The organism is Arsukibacterium sp. (assembly GCF_036735525.1).
In the GTDB taxonomy this organism is placed as follows: Bacteria; Pseudomonadota; Gammaproteobacteria; order Enterobacterales; family Alteromonadaceae; genus Alishewanella.
Window position 1 is genome coordinate 1 of record NZ_DAINOE010000031.1, and the last position, 15347, is coordinate 15347.

Sequence of the window (15347 nt, forward strand, 5' to 3'; positions counted from 1 at the left end):
CGTTAAGCGATTGTACTCACTTAGCAAGGTGTCCAAAAGTGTTGGTACGGTTCAATTTTGAAAAATTCAATTTTAATGAGCATGGCTACAAAATAAATAATTTACTAAAGCAGTGACCAATATAGCTATCACAGCGGTAATCATCCCATTTTTAATGGACGCTAAAAGTAGACCCCTGTATGAAAGCGATGAAGCGCAAATGCCTCGCTCTGGTTTTAAATTTCCACCCCTTCTGCTAGTTAGGTTATACTTAGCACTCGGTGCCTTGCACAACCTCTGACCACAGTAAATTCAGGATCTAACCCAATGAAGTTTGTTGATGAAGCGATAATCCGTGTCGAAGCCGGTGATGGCGGTAATGGTATTATCAGTTTTTTGCGTGAAAAGTTTATTTCTAAGGGCGGTCCTAACGGTGGTGACGGCGGTGATGGCGGCGATGTTTTCCTGCAGGCAGATGAAAACCTCAATACCCTGGTCGATTATCAGTTCGAGAAATACCATAAAGCTGAACGGGGTGAGAATGGTGGCAGCGTAAATTGCACCGGTAAACGCGGTGCAGACCTCATTATGCGCGTGCCTGTAGGCACCCGGGCTGTAGATGTTGATACTGATGAAGTGATTGGCGATTTGACGGTAAATGGCCAGAAACTGATGGTTGCTAAAGGCGGTTGGCATGGCCTGGGCAATGCCCGTTTTGCCAGCAGCACTAACCGTACCCCCCGTAAAAAAACCAATGGTACTCCGGGTGAAATTCGTAATTTACGCCTGGAATTATTACTACTAGCCGATGTGGGCTTGCTAGGTTTGCCCAATGCCGGTAAATCGACGTTAATTCGTGCGGTATCAGCGGCAAAGCCTAAAGTCGCAGATTATCCGTTTACCACGCTGGTACCAAACCTGGGTGTGGTGCGGGTAGAAGCTCACCGCTCCTTTGTGATTGCCGATATTCCCGGTCTGATTGAAGGCGCCTCAGAGGGGGCTGGCCTGGGTATCCAGTTTTTAAAGCATCTCGAGCGCTGTCGCTTATTGCTGCACATTGTGGATGTGTTGCCAGCAGATGGCTCAGATCCAGCAGAAAATGCCCTGACCATAGTGCAGGAGCTGCATAAATACAGCGCTAAACTGGCAGCTAAACCGCGTTGGTTAGTGTTTAACAAGCTCGACTTAGTGCTGGAAGATGAACTGCAAGAGATTGTCAGTAAAGTGGTTAGTGCGCTGGACTGGCAAGGCCCGGTGCTCACCATCTCTGCCGCTGCTCGCGAAAACACCGAGCGCTTGGCTGCCGATATTCTTAGTTATATTGAACAGTTACCAGCAGATGCCATCGCCGAGCCGTTAACCGATCCGGTTAACTTTAAGTGGGATGATTATCATGAAGAAGCTGCCGCCAGCTTGCAAGATGACTTAGATGATGACGACGATTTTGATGATGATGATTACGACGTCGAAGTTATTTATCAGCGGTAGGCCGGTATTATGCTAATTTCAATGATAGCGGCCATGGCTAACAACAGGGTCATTGGTCTTGATAACCAGATGCCCTGGCATTTACCTGCTGATTTGCAGCATTTTAAACGCATTACTTTGGGTAAACCGGTATTAATGGGTCGCAAAACCTTTGAGTCTATTGGCCGGCCCTTACCCGGGCGCGATAATTTGGTGATAAGCCGGCAGATACCCGCTGATACTAAGGGCGCTGTCTGGTTTAACAGCATTGAGCAGGCATTAGCCAGTGTTAACCAGCCTGAGCTGATGATTATCGGTGGCGCTGAAATCTACCGGCAATGTTTACCGCTGGCACAACGTTTGTATCTGACAGAGATTGCGTTAGATGTTAAGGGTGATACCTTGTTTCCAGACTATCAGGCTGCAGCAAACTGGCAGCTTATTTCTGAGCAATTTCATGCGGCTGATGAAAAAAACCCTTATGATTATACCTTTTTAACCTTAGAGCGTTTGCAGGCTGACGACTAAATTTGCACCAGTCTGTACATATTGCTAAGATGAAACGACAGTTATAGATAAGGAGTAGTAAATGAGATTGTTACCAACCCTGTTTTGTACAGCGGCGCTAGGTGCTGCAGTGCTGGTTTCACCGGTAGCACATGCCGATCAACAATTGGCTGCTTCTATTTGTGACTATGTGGCTGCAAATGATCGTAACCGCTTACGTAAAGTACTGAGTGATTACCGTCTACGCCTGCGCAATGTGTATGATGGTGTAGTCTGTAATGGTGAGTCGTTGATCCGGCATGCGTTTCGTTCTAACGCGCCTGATGTAGGTGACTTTATTGCACGGCAATTACCAGGTTCTCAGATCACTGATTCAGGTGATATAGACTGGGCTATTGCCAATGGCTTTGCCGATTCACCTTTAGTGGAGAGTTTACGTTCGCGTGCTGGTGCAACAGATTAACGAATAAGATTAAAAAAAAATCCGCCATTGGCGGATTTTTTTTGCTTAGATCAATCCAGGCTCAGACCTTAAACTGATCGACCGATTGGCGAAGCTCTTCTGCTAAGCGCGCCACTTCATGGCTGGATTCTGATGTCTGCTCAGCACCTGAGGCGGTTTCTTCGGCAATAGAGACAATAGACTCCAGTAACTTACTGATTTCATGTGAGACTTGATTTTGCTCTTTGGCCGCACTAGATATTTGTTCACTCATATCATGCGCCATATGCACGGCATGGGTGATGGAATCCAGCGCATTAGTCGCGACTTCCGTCTGAGTCACACAGTTTTCAGCCTGTTTTTTGCCTTTATTCATCGCTTCTACCGCGGCTTGGGCACCGCTTTGTAACACCTGGATCATCGCCTGAATTTCCTGGGTAGATGCCTGGGTTTTACTGGCCAGCGAACGTACTTCGTCGGCAACTACCGCAAAACCACGGCCTTGTTCACCCGCTCTGGCTGCTTCAATGGCGGCATTTAATGCCAGCAGGTTGGTTTGCTCAGCAATACCGCGGATAACATCAAGAATACTGCCGATAGAGGCGCTGTCTTTATGCAGTTTATTAATGACACCAGAAGCCTGTTCAACTTCGGTTGATAGTTGAATAATAGTTTTCTTGTTATCCAGCGAAATAGATTTAACCCGCTCAGCTTCTTTATCAGCATTTTTAATTTCTGCCAACGCATCATTTGAGCTTTGTAATACGCCTTGAGAGGTGCTGCTCATTTCCGTGGTGGCAGTAGCAGCCTGAGTTACCTGCGATTTTTGCTCACGAATAGCCTGAGTGGTTTGCACGGTAATGGCCGAGGTTTGCTCAGAAGCGGCAGCTAATTGGGTTGAACGGGAAATAATGCCCTGGATCAGCTGCTGCAAGTTATTAATCACTTTGTTGCAGTTTCTGGCCAGTTCGCCAAACTCGTCCTGAGCGCTGTCATCCAGTTTTTGTGTCAGATCGCCGGAAGCGACCACTTCCAGTATGGCATTTACTTTGTCCAACGGCTGTTTAATGCTGCGTACGGTGAAGTAAGCAATAATAATAGCTAATACGATAGAGCCCAGCGCCACCAGCAAAATAATGGTCACAGCATTTCGCACATCTGCTTCTGCTGCTGCCTGAATATCGCCGGCGGCGGCACTGCTTTGCGCTAATAAGGTATCTAAACGGCTCAGCGCATTGTTGGTCTGTTCATCTGCACTGCCGAGTAGTGCAGTGGCATTAGCCACACCTTTTAGGCGCTGTTCTTTTAACGCGGGTATGCTGCTGCTACCACTTAAATTAGCTGTAACGTCGTTCAACTTATCTTCTAATTCTTCAACTTGCGGGATTTGATTACCTGCTTCAGCCTTGATAATAGCAAATTGATCTTTTAATTCCTGTAAGCGAAAGGCGATTTCATTGCTTACTGTTGCCGCTGTGGTATCTGACTCAGTACGGTTAAGATCAATTACATTGTTAATCAGTGTATTGATGCCCGTTTCCATTTGTGTGGAAGCTTGATATGAACGGGGAAAGCGCCTTTGCACATCACGAATATCGGTTAAATCGAGAATTAAAGATGCCATATCATCGGCACTCATTTCTAAATCACTTAACTTGTTGGTGATGTTGTCGCGTAATTGAATATTGGTATTAAGTTGCTGGTACAAACGCTCTGCGGTTTGCTGAAATTCCTGATAGGCAGTGCCGACCTGATTAGCAGCATTGCGCAAAGTCACTTTATGTTGCAGTACCTGCTGTAATTGTTGTGCGGCTTTATCATAGCTTTGCTGATGGCCACTAAATTGCTGCCGTAAGTTGCGAATATCGTCGGCCGATTGTGCATGAAAGGCCTCAAGGCTTTTTTTGCTCATCAGCACAAACTCACTCTTCATCAGCGCACTTTGCTCTAAGGCGGGTATAGACACCTGGTTAACTTCAGCGGTAGAGGCACTGATATTGTTCAGTCGACTATAGGAGGTGAGGCCGATAATAAGGAGCAGCAACGAAATAACGCCAAAACCACCCATTACCCGTAAGGCTACGGTTAACTTCATAAAAACTCCTACTCAAATAGTGCTATTACAGCACCTTAGCTTATGTTTTACTAACGCACAAGCCTGATCAGTCAGGCATGACGCTGTGTTGTTGTCCTGCAACGCTATAGCGTTGTTGTGTCTCAATACAATAGGCGGTCAGGGAATTTCCCCAGACACAGCCAGTGTCTAAAGCATGTATGTTGGCAATAGGGCTATAGCCATTTAATGCCGCCCAGTGCCCAAAAAATAACTCCGGATGGGGTTTGTGTCGCCAGAACTCATACCAGGGCACCAAGGACACTTGCCGCAGCGGGCTGCCTTTTTCTTTAAATTCTAACGAACCATCCTGACGACAAAAGCGCATACGAGTACAGGCATTAATGGTAAAGCGCCATCTTTCACTATCAGTTTTAGCATTAAGCCAGCTTGTAGGTGTATTGCCATACATAATAGCAAATATTTGTTCAGGTTGGTGCTGAATTAACTGTGATACCGCCGCCGCAGTCAGCAAAGCGGTACTGATATCCCAGTCGGGTGCCAATCCGGCATGCACCATTACATGCTGTTGATTGTCGCTGATATGGATTAAGGGTTGCTGTTGCAACCAGTTCACTAGCTGCGGCAGATTGCTGGCTTGTGTTAGTTGCTGCAGTTGGTCTTCGGCTTTGAGCTGACTGTAGCCATAGTAACTGGCCAGAAAGTGTAAGTCATGGTTGCCCAATACGCAGCGGGCTTGTGGGCCAAGATCGCGAATAAACTCCAGGCAGGCTAATGAGTCTGGGCCGCGGGCAATCAGATCACCACAAAACCAAAGTGTATCTTTGGCGCTAAAATTGATGTGTTGTAACAGCCGCTGCAGGGGGTCAAAACAGCCCTGTAAATCCCCAATAACGTATGTGGCCATTAGTTTAGGATATTAGGCATAGCCAGCCGGAATAAGGGGATGGCGGCATTAAATAATTGCTGATCGGCACCTTGCATTTCGTAATGTCCTTGCATAGTGCCTACCGGTGTATCCAGCACTGCACCGCTGGTATAGCTATAGCTTTCTCCAGGGTTAAGTTTTGGTTGCTCACCAATCACGCCATCACCGTACACTTCAGCTGTTTTGCCGTTAGCATCAGTGATTAACCAATAGCGGCGCAACAGTTGGACTGGCTGCGAACTATGATTACTGATGGTGATGCTATAAGCAAACACAAAACGTGAGGCATCAGGATCGGATTGCGCGCCTAAATAGAAGGTGTCCGCCTGAACTTCAATATGTTCAGCTAAACGCATGAGTTAGTTTCCTGTGTTGCCAGCCACTGGGCAATACGCACAAAATCTGCGACAGACAATTGCTCTGGCCGCAATGTTGGCGAAATACCCAGCGCAGTGATTTGCTCTGCGCTGGCAAAGTTACTAAAGCAATTACGTAAGGTTTTACGCCTTTGGTTAAAGGCTTCCAGACAGACCCGGTTTAATATCGCCGGGTCAACTTTAGCTCGATGTTCAGTGGCATAAGGCAGTAAGCGAACTACGGCAGAGTCTACCTTAGGGGCAGGTTTAAAGGCGCCCGGGCCTACTTCAACCACTGGCATGGCCTGGCAGTAAAATTGTGTCATCACACTCAGCCGGCCATAAGCCTTACTCCCATGCACGGCGGTCATCCGTTGTACGACTTCTTTTTGCAACATAAAGTGCATGGTGTCGATGTGATCAGCAAATTCAAACAGGTGAAATAATAACGGTGTAGAAATGTTATAGGGCAGGTTTCCAAAGACTTTTAACTTGCGGCCAGGCGTCACCAGCTGACTGAAATCAAACTTCATCGCATCAGCCTGGTAAATAGTTAATTTATCGGCCAGGGTGGGATGTTGCTCTAACCGCGCGGCCAGGTCGCGATCCAGTTCAACCACAATCAGTTTGCCGGCTTGCTCCGCTACCGGTTCGGTCAGGGCGCCCAAGCCAGGGCCAATCTCTACCAGGGTATCAGTGGTTTTTGGTGCTATCGCTTTAACAATGCGGCCAATGACCTGAGGGTCATGCAAAAAATTCTGGCCAAAACGTTTGCGGGCGCGGTGGCCCTGATGAACTTTATCAGTCATGTTGCTTCACTGTTTGTTGTGCCAGGCTGATGGCCTGCTTAATGGCATGTTGCATACTGCCTGAGTCTGCTTTACCGGTGGCAGCTAAATCTAAAGCCGTACCATGATCGACCGATGTGCGAATTAATGGTAAACCCAGACTGATGTTGACCGAGCGGCCAAAGCCCTTAAACTTTAATACCGGCAGCCCTTGATCATGGTACATCGCCAGAACCGCATCAGCATTGTCCAGATACTTTGGTTGAAACAGGGTATCAGCGGGTAAAGGGCCTATCAGGGTTAAACCCAGGGCACGTAATTCGTTTAATGTTGGGCTGATAATATCCAGCTCTTCACGGCCTAAATGGCCATCCTCGCCCGCATGTGGGTTTAACCCGCAAACATAGATGCGAGGGTTGGTAATGCCAAACTTTTGCTGTAAATCCTGATGCAGGATAGTAATGACTTTAATTAAGCGTTCGCGGGTGATGGCTTTAGCAACATAAGCCAGTGGAATATGAGTCGTGGCCAGTGCCACCCTTAAACCTTCGGTAGCGAGCATCATGACGACATAGGGCGACTGCGTTTGTTGCGCAAAAAACTCGGTATGGCCGCTAAAGGGAATACCGGCTTTATTGATAATGCCTTTATGGACCGGCCCGGTAACAATGGCCGCAAAACGACCATCAATAGCGCCCTCACCAGCAAATCGAAGCGTATCAATAACATAACTACCATTCGCACTATTAAGTTGCCCCGCCTCGACTGGCTCTGCCAGGCTAAAATCAGCGATAGTTAAAGTGCCAGCTGGTTGCGGGCTGGCCGGTAGATCAGCTTGATACGGCTTAAGCTGTAACGGCAGACCCAGCTGACTGGCGCGGGCACTCATTAACTGGGCATTAGCACAAACCACTAATTCCACTGGCCAGTTTTGCTGAGCCAGGGCGATCACTAAGTCTGGGCCAATACCGGCGGGTTCACCTGGGGTGATGGCGATTCGCAGCGTCATTTAGCTCTCCGGCAACACTTCGATAAAGGCATCATCACGCAGTTCACGTAAGAAATTTGCTGATTCTTCATTAAAACGCCGATTAAAAATCATCCGGTAAACCTGGTCCCGTTTACGATCGGCGGTGGCATCCACCACCCGGCGATCTTGTACCTGGGCTATATGCCAGCCATGTTCAGTTCGGAAAGGTTCACTGATCTCGTTAATGTCCAGACGTAATAAGGTATCGCGGAAAGCCGGAACAAAGACATCCGGTTGATTCCAGCCCAAATCACCACCATTTAATCTGGAACCTGGGTCTTCTGAGTGCTGACGAGCCAGATCGGCAAAATCGGCGCTACCATCACGTAATTTTGTTACCAGTTCAATTAATAAATTTCGGGCCCGCTCTTCACTGACAATGATAGAAGGCTTAACCAGGATATGGCGGGATTGCACTTCTTGTAACTCAGTCACCAGTTCACCGCGAATATCGAAAATGGTTAAAATATGGAAACCGGCACCTGAACGTAGTGGACCCATTAGGTCACCTTTTTTACGGCCTCGAATTGCTTCGGCAAATAATGTTGGCATTTCATTAATATTCAGCCAGCCTAAATCACCACCTTCGAGTGCTTTGGCGCCACCAGATGAAGCTATAGCGATGCGGCGAAAATCACTACCACTTTGTAATAAAGACATGACCTGATCAGCACGCTCACGTGCTTCATTGATTTGCTCAGTAGATGCCTGGCTTGGAATGCTAATCAGAATATGGCCTAAATTATATTGTTCCGAAGCTGCACCTTGTTCTTCCATCAGCTTTAACAGTGAGTCGACTTCCTGCGGCGTAATATAGATGCGACGCTGCACATTAGCCCGCATCACCTCATTAGTAATAATTTCTTCACGAAGTTTCTCACGAAAACGTTGAAAATCACCTTCTTCAGCAACGACTTGCTGCCGAAAAGCCTCTAAACTCAGGTTTTCTTCTCTGGCAATATTACGAATAGTATCATCTAGTTGTGCATCACTGATTTGTAAGCCCATACGCTGGGCCATCTGCAATTGCAAGTTGGTGATAATAAGGCGCTCAGTAGCCTGAGTACGTAAAGCCTGATCTGATGGTAGAGTTTGTCCTTGCGCGCTGGCATTGCGTTTGACCCGATCTACAATGTTTTCGACATCACTTTTCAAAATAACGCCGTTGTCGACAATAGCAACAATCCGGTCAATTTCGCGTTCACTGGCATTCAGGAAAAAAGTGGTGCAGCTGAAAAGCACTACACATAACAATTGCTGTAACTTCATAAAGCCCTACATTAATTAGTTAGTAAATACGGACGGCGGTAACTGAATATGCCGTTTGATAACATGTCGGTTACGCCAAAGCCGGCTTTATCTCCAAAGCCTTTTAACACAAATTGCAGGCTGATACTGGTATCCAGCTGGCTTAATTGGCCAACCTGGTCAATAACGCTGTCAAAATTGGTCTGGATCTGACGTTTGGCAACCAAACGCACTGCCCAGCAACAGGATTCATATTGCAGGCCTAAATTAGCGTCTATCATACGATGATTTGTCACATCGCGGTAGTAACTGCCAATTAAATGCCATTGCTCGCTTAGCGGAACGGCGCCAAGCACCCCAAGTTGCTGGATCTCAACCCCTGAGACTGACTGACTATAGCGATGGTTCAACTGAAATAAGGTTTTCTCACTGCCGCGGTAATCGAGGCTGCCCTGACTTTTTATCAGTTGGCGGGTTTTAGCATCATACTGTACGGCAGCATTAAAATACCAGCGTCGATACCAATGCCAAATTAACTCGCTGGCCAGCATAGACTCTGACGCGCGAATGTCATCACTTTGCTCATTAGCTTCGGGCTTGGGCGAATCCAGGAAAAAAATCTGGCCCAGACTAAAACGAAATAATTCATTGTCCGTATTGTCATACAGCCGAGTGGTCCAGCCCACAGTTACCTGATTAGCTTCATTAATCCTGTCCAGGCCAGAAAAGCGGTTTTGCCGGAACAAGCCGTAATAGTCGTCTTGTAAACGCGTGCTGTCATATAAACCGATGTGGCTTTGATCGCGAAAGGGGATGTACAGGTACTGAATTTGCGGCTCTAAGGTATGTAGTGCCGGTTCACCAAACCAGTTGTATTCGCGCTCCAGATTCAACTTGGCATGTAACCTTACTTTGGGCACGACACGATCAATAGTCTGTTGCTCTGCGCTAAGCTCGTTGCGGCTTTGCTGTTGATAATGAGTATAAATCAAGCTGGTTTCTGCCGTGGCTTCCAGCGCAGGTGTGATAAAGGGCAAGCGTAAACTGGGTTCGAGATGAAAGCGGTCTGCAGCATTAAAAAATGCCTGTTCATTTCGAAAGTGGGCGTATTGTGCCCGCCAATCAAATTCAAGCGATGAAAGTAATGGCAAGGGTCTGGCTGCGCTCAATGTTAACTCGGGTAGCGTGGTATAAGCTTTATCATAATTGCCTAAAATCTGAAAACCTTGAACCCGCAGCTGTGAGTGTATGTTCTCACCATAATAACTGAGGGCAGCATCACGATATAACTGTGTATCACTTTGATTGTTGTATGCCGAGCCAAGTTCAGATAAATAACCGTCATCACCTACACCGGTCACATCGATATAGCCACGAACTCGGCTGCTGAAATCTGAACGGTTGCTCAGATGTCCCAGGTAGCGTGAGCCAAAGTTAGCGGGTTTATCGTTGTCTGATGGCAGATACTCCAGTTGTAATTGTCCTTGATGTGCGGCGGTCAGATACCGAAACTCTGATTTTAACTGTGTGCCTCTTTTACTCATGTAGCGTGGAGTTAACGTCAGATCGTAATTCTCTGCCAGATTCAGGTAATAAGGCAGTTCCAACTCGACACCTAGTTTTTGAGAGCTACTGATTTTGGGCAGTAATAAGCCAGATTTTCGTTGATCATTTACCGGAAATGTCAGATAGGGCAAATACAGTACCGGGATATCTTTTATGCGAAACACCGCATTACGGGCTTCGCCCCAGCCATCATCAGAGTTAATGCTGATGTTGTCGGCATGCAACGCCCAGCTATTATCATCAACCGGGCAGGTGGTAAACAGTGCTTCGCTCAGTTGCAATTGTTGCTCGCTGGCCACTAAGGTGCGGGCATGACCCCTGCCAGCCTGGTCATTAAAGCGATAGCTGGCATCGGTCAAGCTTGCTTCATTGCTCTGCAAATCGGCACTGAAGGAACTACTGGCAACCGAAATGTCGGTATTAATATATTCAATGCCGCCTTCGGCAGATAAACGCTGTTGTTCACTGTTTAACGCGGCAAGAGGGGCCCGTAACAGCGTATCCCGGTGGGTTAACTCTACCGTGCCACTGAATAACGCATTCTGATACCTGTCCAGTTCTACTTGCTCAGATGAAATGCGAATGCGTTGGTCAAGCGGATCCAGCTGAGCCAGGGTATCAGGTAATTTAATCGGCTGGTAACAGATTAAGACAGTATTTTCTTCGGCTTGTGGCGTTGCAGAGCTGAGTCCTGCCCAGCAAATAACGGCCCAACCTAAGCTATGCTTCATGCAGTATTCTCTTTCCTGCGGTTAAATATGAAAAATGCGCCCAAAGGGGGTCAGCTATGATAAATCAATTTTAGAATTCCTGCTAATCCGATATAGTGCAATGGGCGGCTTAGATCGGTGGATTCAGGCTTTAACTGCTTAAATTGTAATTAAGGATGGGGTGTGTGGGGTAAAATTCTTGGTGCGTTGTTTGGTATGGCGATCCTGAAAATACCCGGGCTTTTTATTGGTATCTTTATAGGACATTTATTCGATCGTGCCTGGCAACAACGCCACCGCAGCTGGTCGGGGTGGTCGTCATCAGTGAATGCCGATGAACAAGCCATGTTTATGTTTACCACTTTCGCCACTATGGGGCATCTGGCCAAAGCCAAAGGGGTCGTCACACCCTCTGATATCAGACAGGCCACTGAGCTGATGCAGCAGCTGGGGTTAGATACGGCGCAGCAGAAAGAAGCGCAACTGGCGTTTGGTCAGGGCAAGTCCAGCGGTTACCAGTTCAAACCACCGCTACAACGTTTTTTCCAACATTACCAGCAACGGCCTGATGTGCTTCGGTTATTTATGGAGTTTCAGTTTAGTAGCGCCTGTGCTGACGGTCAGCTCAGTGCTGAACAATGGCAGCTGCTACAGCAAGTTGGCTTGCAGTTACAATTTACTGCCCGTGAATGTGAGCAAATGCGCAACAGTTGTCAGGCGCAAAGCCGTTTTTGCCACGGTCAACCCGGTTCGGCCAAAGCCTTGCAGGATGCTTACAAGGTACTAGCTGCAGAACCGTCAATGACTGACATTGAGTTGAAACGCTGCTATCGAAAATTAATGGCGCAACATCATCCGGATAAGTTAATGGCTCAGGGCGTGCCCACTGCCATGTTAGAAGTAGCCAAGCGGCGAACTCAGGAATTACAGGCTGCGTACGAACTCATTAAGCAGCAGCGTGCTGTCAAAACAAGTCGTTAAAGGGCGAGAGTGCTCAGCCAACCACGTATTTCATTAGCTAACCAGTATTGGCGATCTGTCGAATAATCGGTACCAGCCAGAAGGCGTTGCCGGTAAGGTGCTTTTTGTTGTTGAGCAGACAACTGCCGGCGTAATTCCAACTGATGTTTTGCCAGAGGATGATCCTGTGGCTGGATTATGTCCAGTAAAGGAAACGTTTGGCTGGCCAGGCTGTGTGCCAATGCGAGGCCAGATTGGGCATTCTGTTGATAAGCACCCAGCAACACCAAGGCCGCAGGTGCGGGTAATTGTTGCTCCAGATAAAGCTGGTTGAGTTGCGCCGCATTATCCCCTTTGGCAATAACAATGATCACCCCGCCTTCACTAGCGGCCATGCTGGTGGCTGCCGCCAGGCGCTGTTGCAATATGGCCGTCGCCGTCAAGCCATCATCATCAGTATTTGGTGGTAAAATGGCCAGTGTATTCCAACCTTGTAAGGTCAGTGCGTGCCGCAAAAAATTAACCTGGCGATCATTGGCGGCATGATGTCCGGCAGCTGGAACCAGAATGGCGGTACCTTTAAACTGTCTGCTCAGATAACGACGTTGCAAAGCGGCAAAGCGACCGTCAAGCGCATCCAGTTCTATGAGTTCGCCTGGCTCTGTCTGGCGCTGTAAATCCTGATACCAGCTTTGCTGCGGGTCAAGGTTAGTACTGCTAGCTTCAAGCGCCCAGCTCAAGGCAACGATAAAACACAAAAATCGCATCGCTATATTCCAGAATAGGTTCTGACTGTTTATCGGCCGCTACCGCTAAAACCTGATGTCAGTTTACTCTGTTATGGCGTAACTGAAGTGACTGGCTGTGTCGCCGTGCTTAGATTATCTAAAAAAGTGTAGTAAACGGCTTCTTGGTGACTGAATTTAATATAGCTGTGTTGTTTCTCCAGCACTTTCACTTGCACACTGTGATCCATAATAAAACAGTGACGGGTGGGTTTGAATTCAGCCAGTGCTTTAGCCATTTCCCTTAGTTGCTGATTATTGGCCAGCCGTTGCACTTCCATTTCGTCAGTGCAAACATGGGCAGCAGGTTGTAATAACACGTTTTCTTCAGTTTCGGCCATGATATTGAAACTCACAACAAGTGCTATGGCTGGACAACAACGGCGAAGGATAAAATGTGACATCTTACTGCTACCTTAACTATGTGATGGAAGTAAAAAATAGCAGCAGTTGTCAGGTACAGCAATGGATATTTTCAGCTTAGGTTAAGTTACTAATAAATAAAGCCGCTTTAGAAGCGGCTTTATTATTACTAGTACTAAATGACTATTTTTTACAACGCACAGCGAATTAACGCAGGACCGGCTCCTGGATCTTAGCTGTTACTTTAGCTTCGATCCTTTGGTTGGCTGCATGCGCTTCAGGTGTGTTGCCCTGAACACGCAGTTGCGTCACACCAAAACCTTTAGAGGTAATACGGTCAGCAGCAACACCTTGGCTAATCAGCATATCGGCAACCGCTTTAGCGCGACGCTCAGATAAGCGCATGTTGTAAGCTGGGTTACCGGTGTTTGAAGCATGGCCTTCGATAACGACTGAAGACTCAGGGAAACGCTTCATAAATGCCGCTAACTGGTCAACTTCAGTACGTTGATCTGCAGTAACAACGGCAGAGTCAAAGCCGAAACGAACTTCAATATCGACATCGCCAACCCGACCCATAGTTTCAGTAAACACGGTACAACCTTCAGCATCTACTTTGTGCGCACGTGGTGTGTTAGGGCATTTGTCCATATTATCCGGTACACCGTCACCATCTGAATCAACCACAGCTGGTGCTACTGGAGCCACAGGTGTTACCGGAGTTGGAGCAGGAGCTGGTGTTGGCGCGACAGCAGTTTGCGCACCAAAAATCCATGAGGCACCTACTTTAATACCGGCATCTGCCCAGCTACCATTGTTTAATGCTTGGTAACGGTTACCTTCAACAAATAATGCCATACCTGAGTTCAGGAAATGACGGTAGCCTACACCGATATTGGCAGCGTCAAAGGAACGGTTAGCTTCATAATGCTTTAAACCGGCCAGAATATAGACATTCATATTATCAAGGTGATACATAGCATCTAAACCATAACGATCGCCACCAATACGGCTGTTCTGAGTTTCAGATTTCAGACTTTGTCTGGCATATTCTGCACGAACACCCCAGTTCTGATTGATGCGATAGCCGAGTTCAAGACCCATACCCCACCCTTCATTGACATTATCCCATTCAGCAGAGCGGGTTTTGCGGCGGTCAGTCCAATACATTTCACCAAAAACGGATCCAAATACTTTTTTGTCCAGCTCTTGGGCAGTAGGGCTGTTAGCAATAGCTGACTGACTAAAAAAAGGTAGTGCAGCCAGAACGGCTATTGTAGTGATTTTAAGTTTCATCCATTTCTCCTTAGACGCATCACACAGATGTAATATGTTGCATATGATAATAAAATTGTTTTAATTTTAGCGCCTTTACCGCCGAAGGTACAGCTAATATGCGTTAAATGAGCCAACTGCGTGTATATTAGCGTAAATATCTGAATGCTGCGTTAATACTCAGCGTGATAAAGCACTAAAAAGGGCATTCTGCGAGGAATGTTACACGTTCCCCACTGTCAGGGTGTGTCAGGGTTAATTGTCTGGCGTGCAAAAGTAGACGTGCTGCCTGAGGGGTATCTTTTGCTGCATAAAATTTGTCTCCCAATATTGGATGCCCCAGCATTTGCATATGAACCCTTAACTGATGCGAGCGCCCTGTGATCGGAGTTAATTGCAGGCGGCTAGTCAGCGTGTTTCGCTGCAGCACCTGAAAACAGGTTTGTGATGCTTTACCATATTCAAAACAAATCTTTTGTTTAGGCCTGTTGGGCCAGTCACAAATTAATGGCAGATCGATACAACCCTGATCCGCTTGCACCTGACCGGCCACCACCGCTATGTAATGTTTTTCTGTTAAGCGCCCGGCAAATTGTCGGTTTAATTCGCGCTGAGCGGATTTATGATGCGCCATCACCAGTATGCCTGATGTTGCCATATCCAGCCGGTGGACCAGACAAATATTTGGCCAGACTAAACGGGCACGCCATTCCAGGCTGTCACGGTGTGCCGGATCTTTCCCCGGCACCGATAATAAGCCACTGGGTTTGTTCAGCACTACGATATGCTGGTCCTGATATAACACCTGCAAGTAGGGCGTCAATGGTGGCTGATAGTGCTGCAGCATTCCTATCCGGCCCTGTGCATCG

15 protein-coding genes are annotated in these 15347 nt (G+C 47.3%); 4 read left to right on the forward strand and 11 right to left on the reverse strand.

Annotated features, from left to right (window positions below; translation table 11 throughout):
* The first annotated feature begins 306 nt into the window (after window positions 1–306).
* The 3 genes from cgtA (at window position 307) to V7D78_RS08005 (ending at window position 2416) form a co-directional block, all read left to right on the forward strand.
* Window positions 307–1467: an Obg family GTPase CgtA gene (gene cgtA, locus V7D78_RS07995; protein WP_333607919.1), complete on the forward strand. Its 1161-nt coding sequence runs from the start codon at window positions 307–309 to the stop codon at window positions 1465–1467.
* Window positions 1468–1476: 9 nt separating this feature from the next.
* Window positions 1477–1974 carry a type 3 dihydrofolate reductase gene (gene folA / locus V7D78_RS08000; RefSeq protein WP_333607920.1) on the forward strand — a complete coding sequence of 166 codons (498 nt, stop codon included), beginning with the start codon at window positions 1477–1479 and terminating at the stop codon, window positions 1972–1974.
* Between the two features lie 61 nt (window positions 1975–2035).
* Window positions 2036–2416 (forward strand): DUF3718 domain-containing protein, encoded by a 381-nt coding sequence (locus V7D78_RS08005; RefSeq protein WP_333607921.1) that lies wholly within the window; start codon window positions 2036–2038, stop codon window positions 2414–2416.
* A 61-nt stretch (window positions 2417–2477) separates the two neighbouring features.
* Here V7D78_RS08005 and V7D78_RS08010 read toward each other — a convergent pair whose 3' ends face one another.
* The 7 genes from V7D78_RS08010 to V7D78_RS08040 form a co-directional block, all read right to left on the reverse strand.
* Complete coding sequence (locus V7D78_RS08010; RefSeq protein ID WP_333607922.1) at window positions 2478–4490, reverse strand: methyl-accepting chemotaxis protein; 2013 nt, start codon at window positions 4488–4490, stop codon at window positions 2478–2480.
* Window positions 4491–4557: 67 nt separating this feature from the next.
* Window positions 4558–5376 (reverse strand): symmetrical bis(5'-nucleosyl)-tetraphosphatase, encoded by an 819-nt coding sequence (locus V7D78_RS08015; RefSeq protein WP_333607923.1) that lies wholly within the window; start codon window positions 5374–5376, stop codon window positions 4558–4560.
* Entirely contained in the window at window positions 5376–5753 is a 378-nt protein-coding gene (gene apaG, locus V7D78_RS08020) for a Co2+/Mg2+ efflux protein ApaG (RefSeq protein ID WP_333607924.1), read from the reverse strand. The genes V7D78_RS08015 and apaG overlap by 1 nt, the downstream gene beginning before the upstream one ends.
* Window positions 5744–6562 (reverse strand): 16S rRNA (adenine(1518)-N(6)/adenine(1519)-N(6))-dimethyltransferase RsmA, encoded by an 819-nt coding sequence (gene rsmA, locus V7D78_RS08025; protein WP_333607925.1) that lies wholly within the window; start codon window positions 6560–6562, stop codon window positions 5744–5746. Before rsmA ends, apaG begins: the two co-directional genes overlap by 10 nt.
* Entirely contained in the window at window positions 6555–7550 is a 996-nt protein-coding gene (pdxA, locus tag V7D78_RS08030; RefSeq protein WP_333607926.1) for a 4-hydroxythreonine-4-phosphate dehydrogenase PdxA, read from the reverse strand. Before pdxA ends, rsmA begins: the two co-directional genes overlap by 8 nt.
* Window positions 7551–8840, reverse strand: a complete 1290-nt coding sequence (surA, locus tag V7D78_RS08035) for a peptidylprolyl isomerase SurA (protein WP_333607927.1) — start codon at window positions 8838–8840, stop codon at window positions 7551–7553.
* Window positions 8841–8851: 11 nt separating this feature from the next.
* Window positions 8852–11116, reverse strand: coding sequence for an LPS-assembly protein LptD (locus V7D78_RS08040; RefSeq protein WP_333607928.1), 2265 nt, complete (start codon window positions 11114–11116; stop codon window positions 8852–8854).
* A 162-nt stretch (window positions 11117–11278) separates the two neighbouring features.
* On the opposite strand from V7D78_RS08040, the gene djlA reads away from it, so the two are divergent.
* On the forward strand, window positions 11279–12076 hold the full coding sequence (gene djlA, locus V7D78_RS08045) for a co-chaperone DjlA (protein WP_333607929.1): 798 nt from the start codon (window positions 11279–11281) through the stop codon (window positions 12074–12076).
* Here the strand turns inward: djlA and V7D78_RS08050 are convergent.
* The 4 genes from V7D78_RS08050 to V7D78_RS08065 form a co-directional block, all read right to left on the reverse strand.
* Window positions 12073–12822: a DUF3530 family protein gene (locus V7D78_RS08050; protein WP_333607930.1), complete on the reverse strand. Its 750-nt coding sequence runs from the start codon at window positions 12820–12822 to the stop codon at window positions 12073–12075. The genes djlA and V7D78_RS08050 overlap by 4 nt on opposite strands.
* Before the next feature lie 71 nt (window positions 12823–12893).
* On the reverse strand, window positions 12894–13196 hold the full coding sequence (locus V7D78_RS08055) for a hypothetical protein (RefSeq protein ID WP_333607931.1): 303 nt from the start codon (window positions 13194–13196) through the stop codon (window positions 12894–12896).
* 214 nt (window positions 13197–13410) lie between these two features.
* On the reverse strand, window positions 13411–14499 hold the full coding sequence (locus V7D78_RS08060) for an OmpA family protein (protein WP_333607932.1): 1089 nt from the start codon (window positions 14497–14499) through the stop codon (window positions 13411–13413).
* A gap of 175 nt (window positions 14500–14674) precedes the next feature.
* Window positions 14675–15325, reverse strand: a complete 651-nt coding sequence (locus V7D78_RS08065) for an RluA family pseudouridine synthase (RefSeq protein ID WP_442886515.1) — start codon at window positions 15323–15325, stop codon at window positions 14675–14677.
* Window positions 15326–15347: the final 22 nt, after the last annotated feature.

Coding starts and splice junctions, on each gene's coding strand:
- V7D78_RS08065 (WP_442886515.1), bottom strand. CDS start 15,325: ATGCTGCAGCACTATCAGCCACCATTGACGCCCTACTTGCAGGTGTTA.
- V7D78_RS08050 (WP_333607930.1), bottom strand. CDS start 12,822: ATGCGATTTTTGTGTTTTATCGTTGCCTTGAGCTGGGCGCTTGAAGCT.
- V7D78_RS08040 (WP_333607928.1), bottom strand. CDS start 11,116: ATGAAGCATAGCTTAGGTTGGGCCGTTATTTGCTGGGCAGGACTCAGC.
- surA (WP_333607927.1), bottom strand. CDS start 8,840: ATGAAGTTACAGCAATTGTTATGTGTAGTGCTTTTCAGCTGCACCACT.
- V7D78_RS08015 (WP_333607923.1), bottom strand. CDS start 5,376: ATGGCCACATACGTTATTGGGGATTTACAGGGCTGTTTTGACCCCCTG.
- V7D78_RS08005 (WP_333607921.1), top strand. CDS start 2,036: ATGAGATTGTTACCAACCCTGTTTTGTACAGCGGCGCTAGGTGCTGCA.
- V7D78_RS08010 (WP_333607922.1), bottom strand. CDS start 4,490: ATGAAGTTAACCGTAGCCTTACGGGTAATGGGTGGTTTTGGCGTTATT.
- rsmA (WP_333607925.1), bottom strand. CDS start 6,562: ATGACTGATAAAGTTCATCAGGGCCACCGCGCCCGCAAACGTTTTGGC.
- folA (WP_333607920.1), top strand. CDS start 1,477: ATGCTAATTTCAATGATAGCGGCCATGGCTAACAACAGGGTCATTGGT.
- V7D78_RS08060 (WP_333607932.1), bottom strand. CDS start 14,499: ATGAAACTTAAAATCACTACAATAGCCGTTCTGGCTGCACTACCTTTT.
- apaG (WP_333607924.1), bottom strand. CDS start 5,753: ATGCGTTTAGCTGAACATATTGAAGTTCAGGCGGACACCTTCTATTTA.
- cgtA (WP_333607919.1), top strand. CDS start 307: ATGAAGTTTGTTGATGAAGCGATAATCCGTGTCGAAGCCGGTGATGGC.
- pdxA (WP_333607926.1), bottom strand. CDS start 7,550: ATGACGCTGCGAATCGCCATCACCCCAGGTGAACCCGCCGGTATTGGC.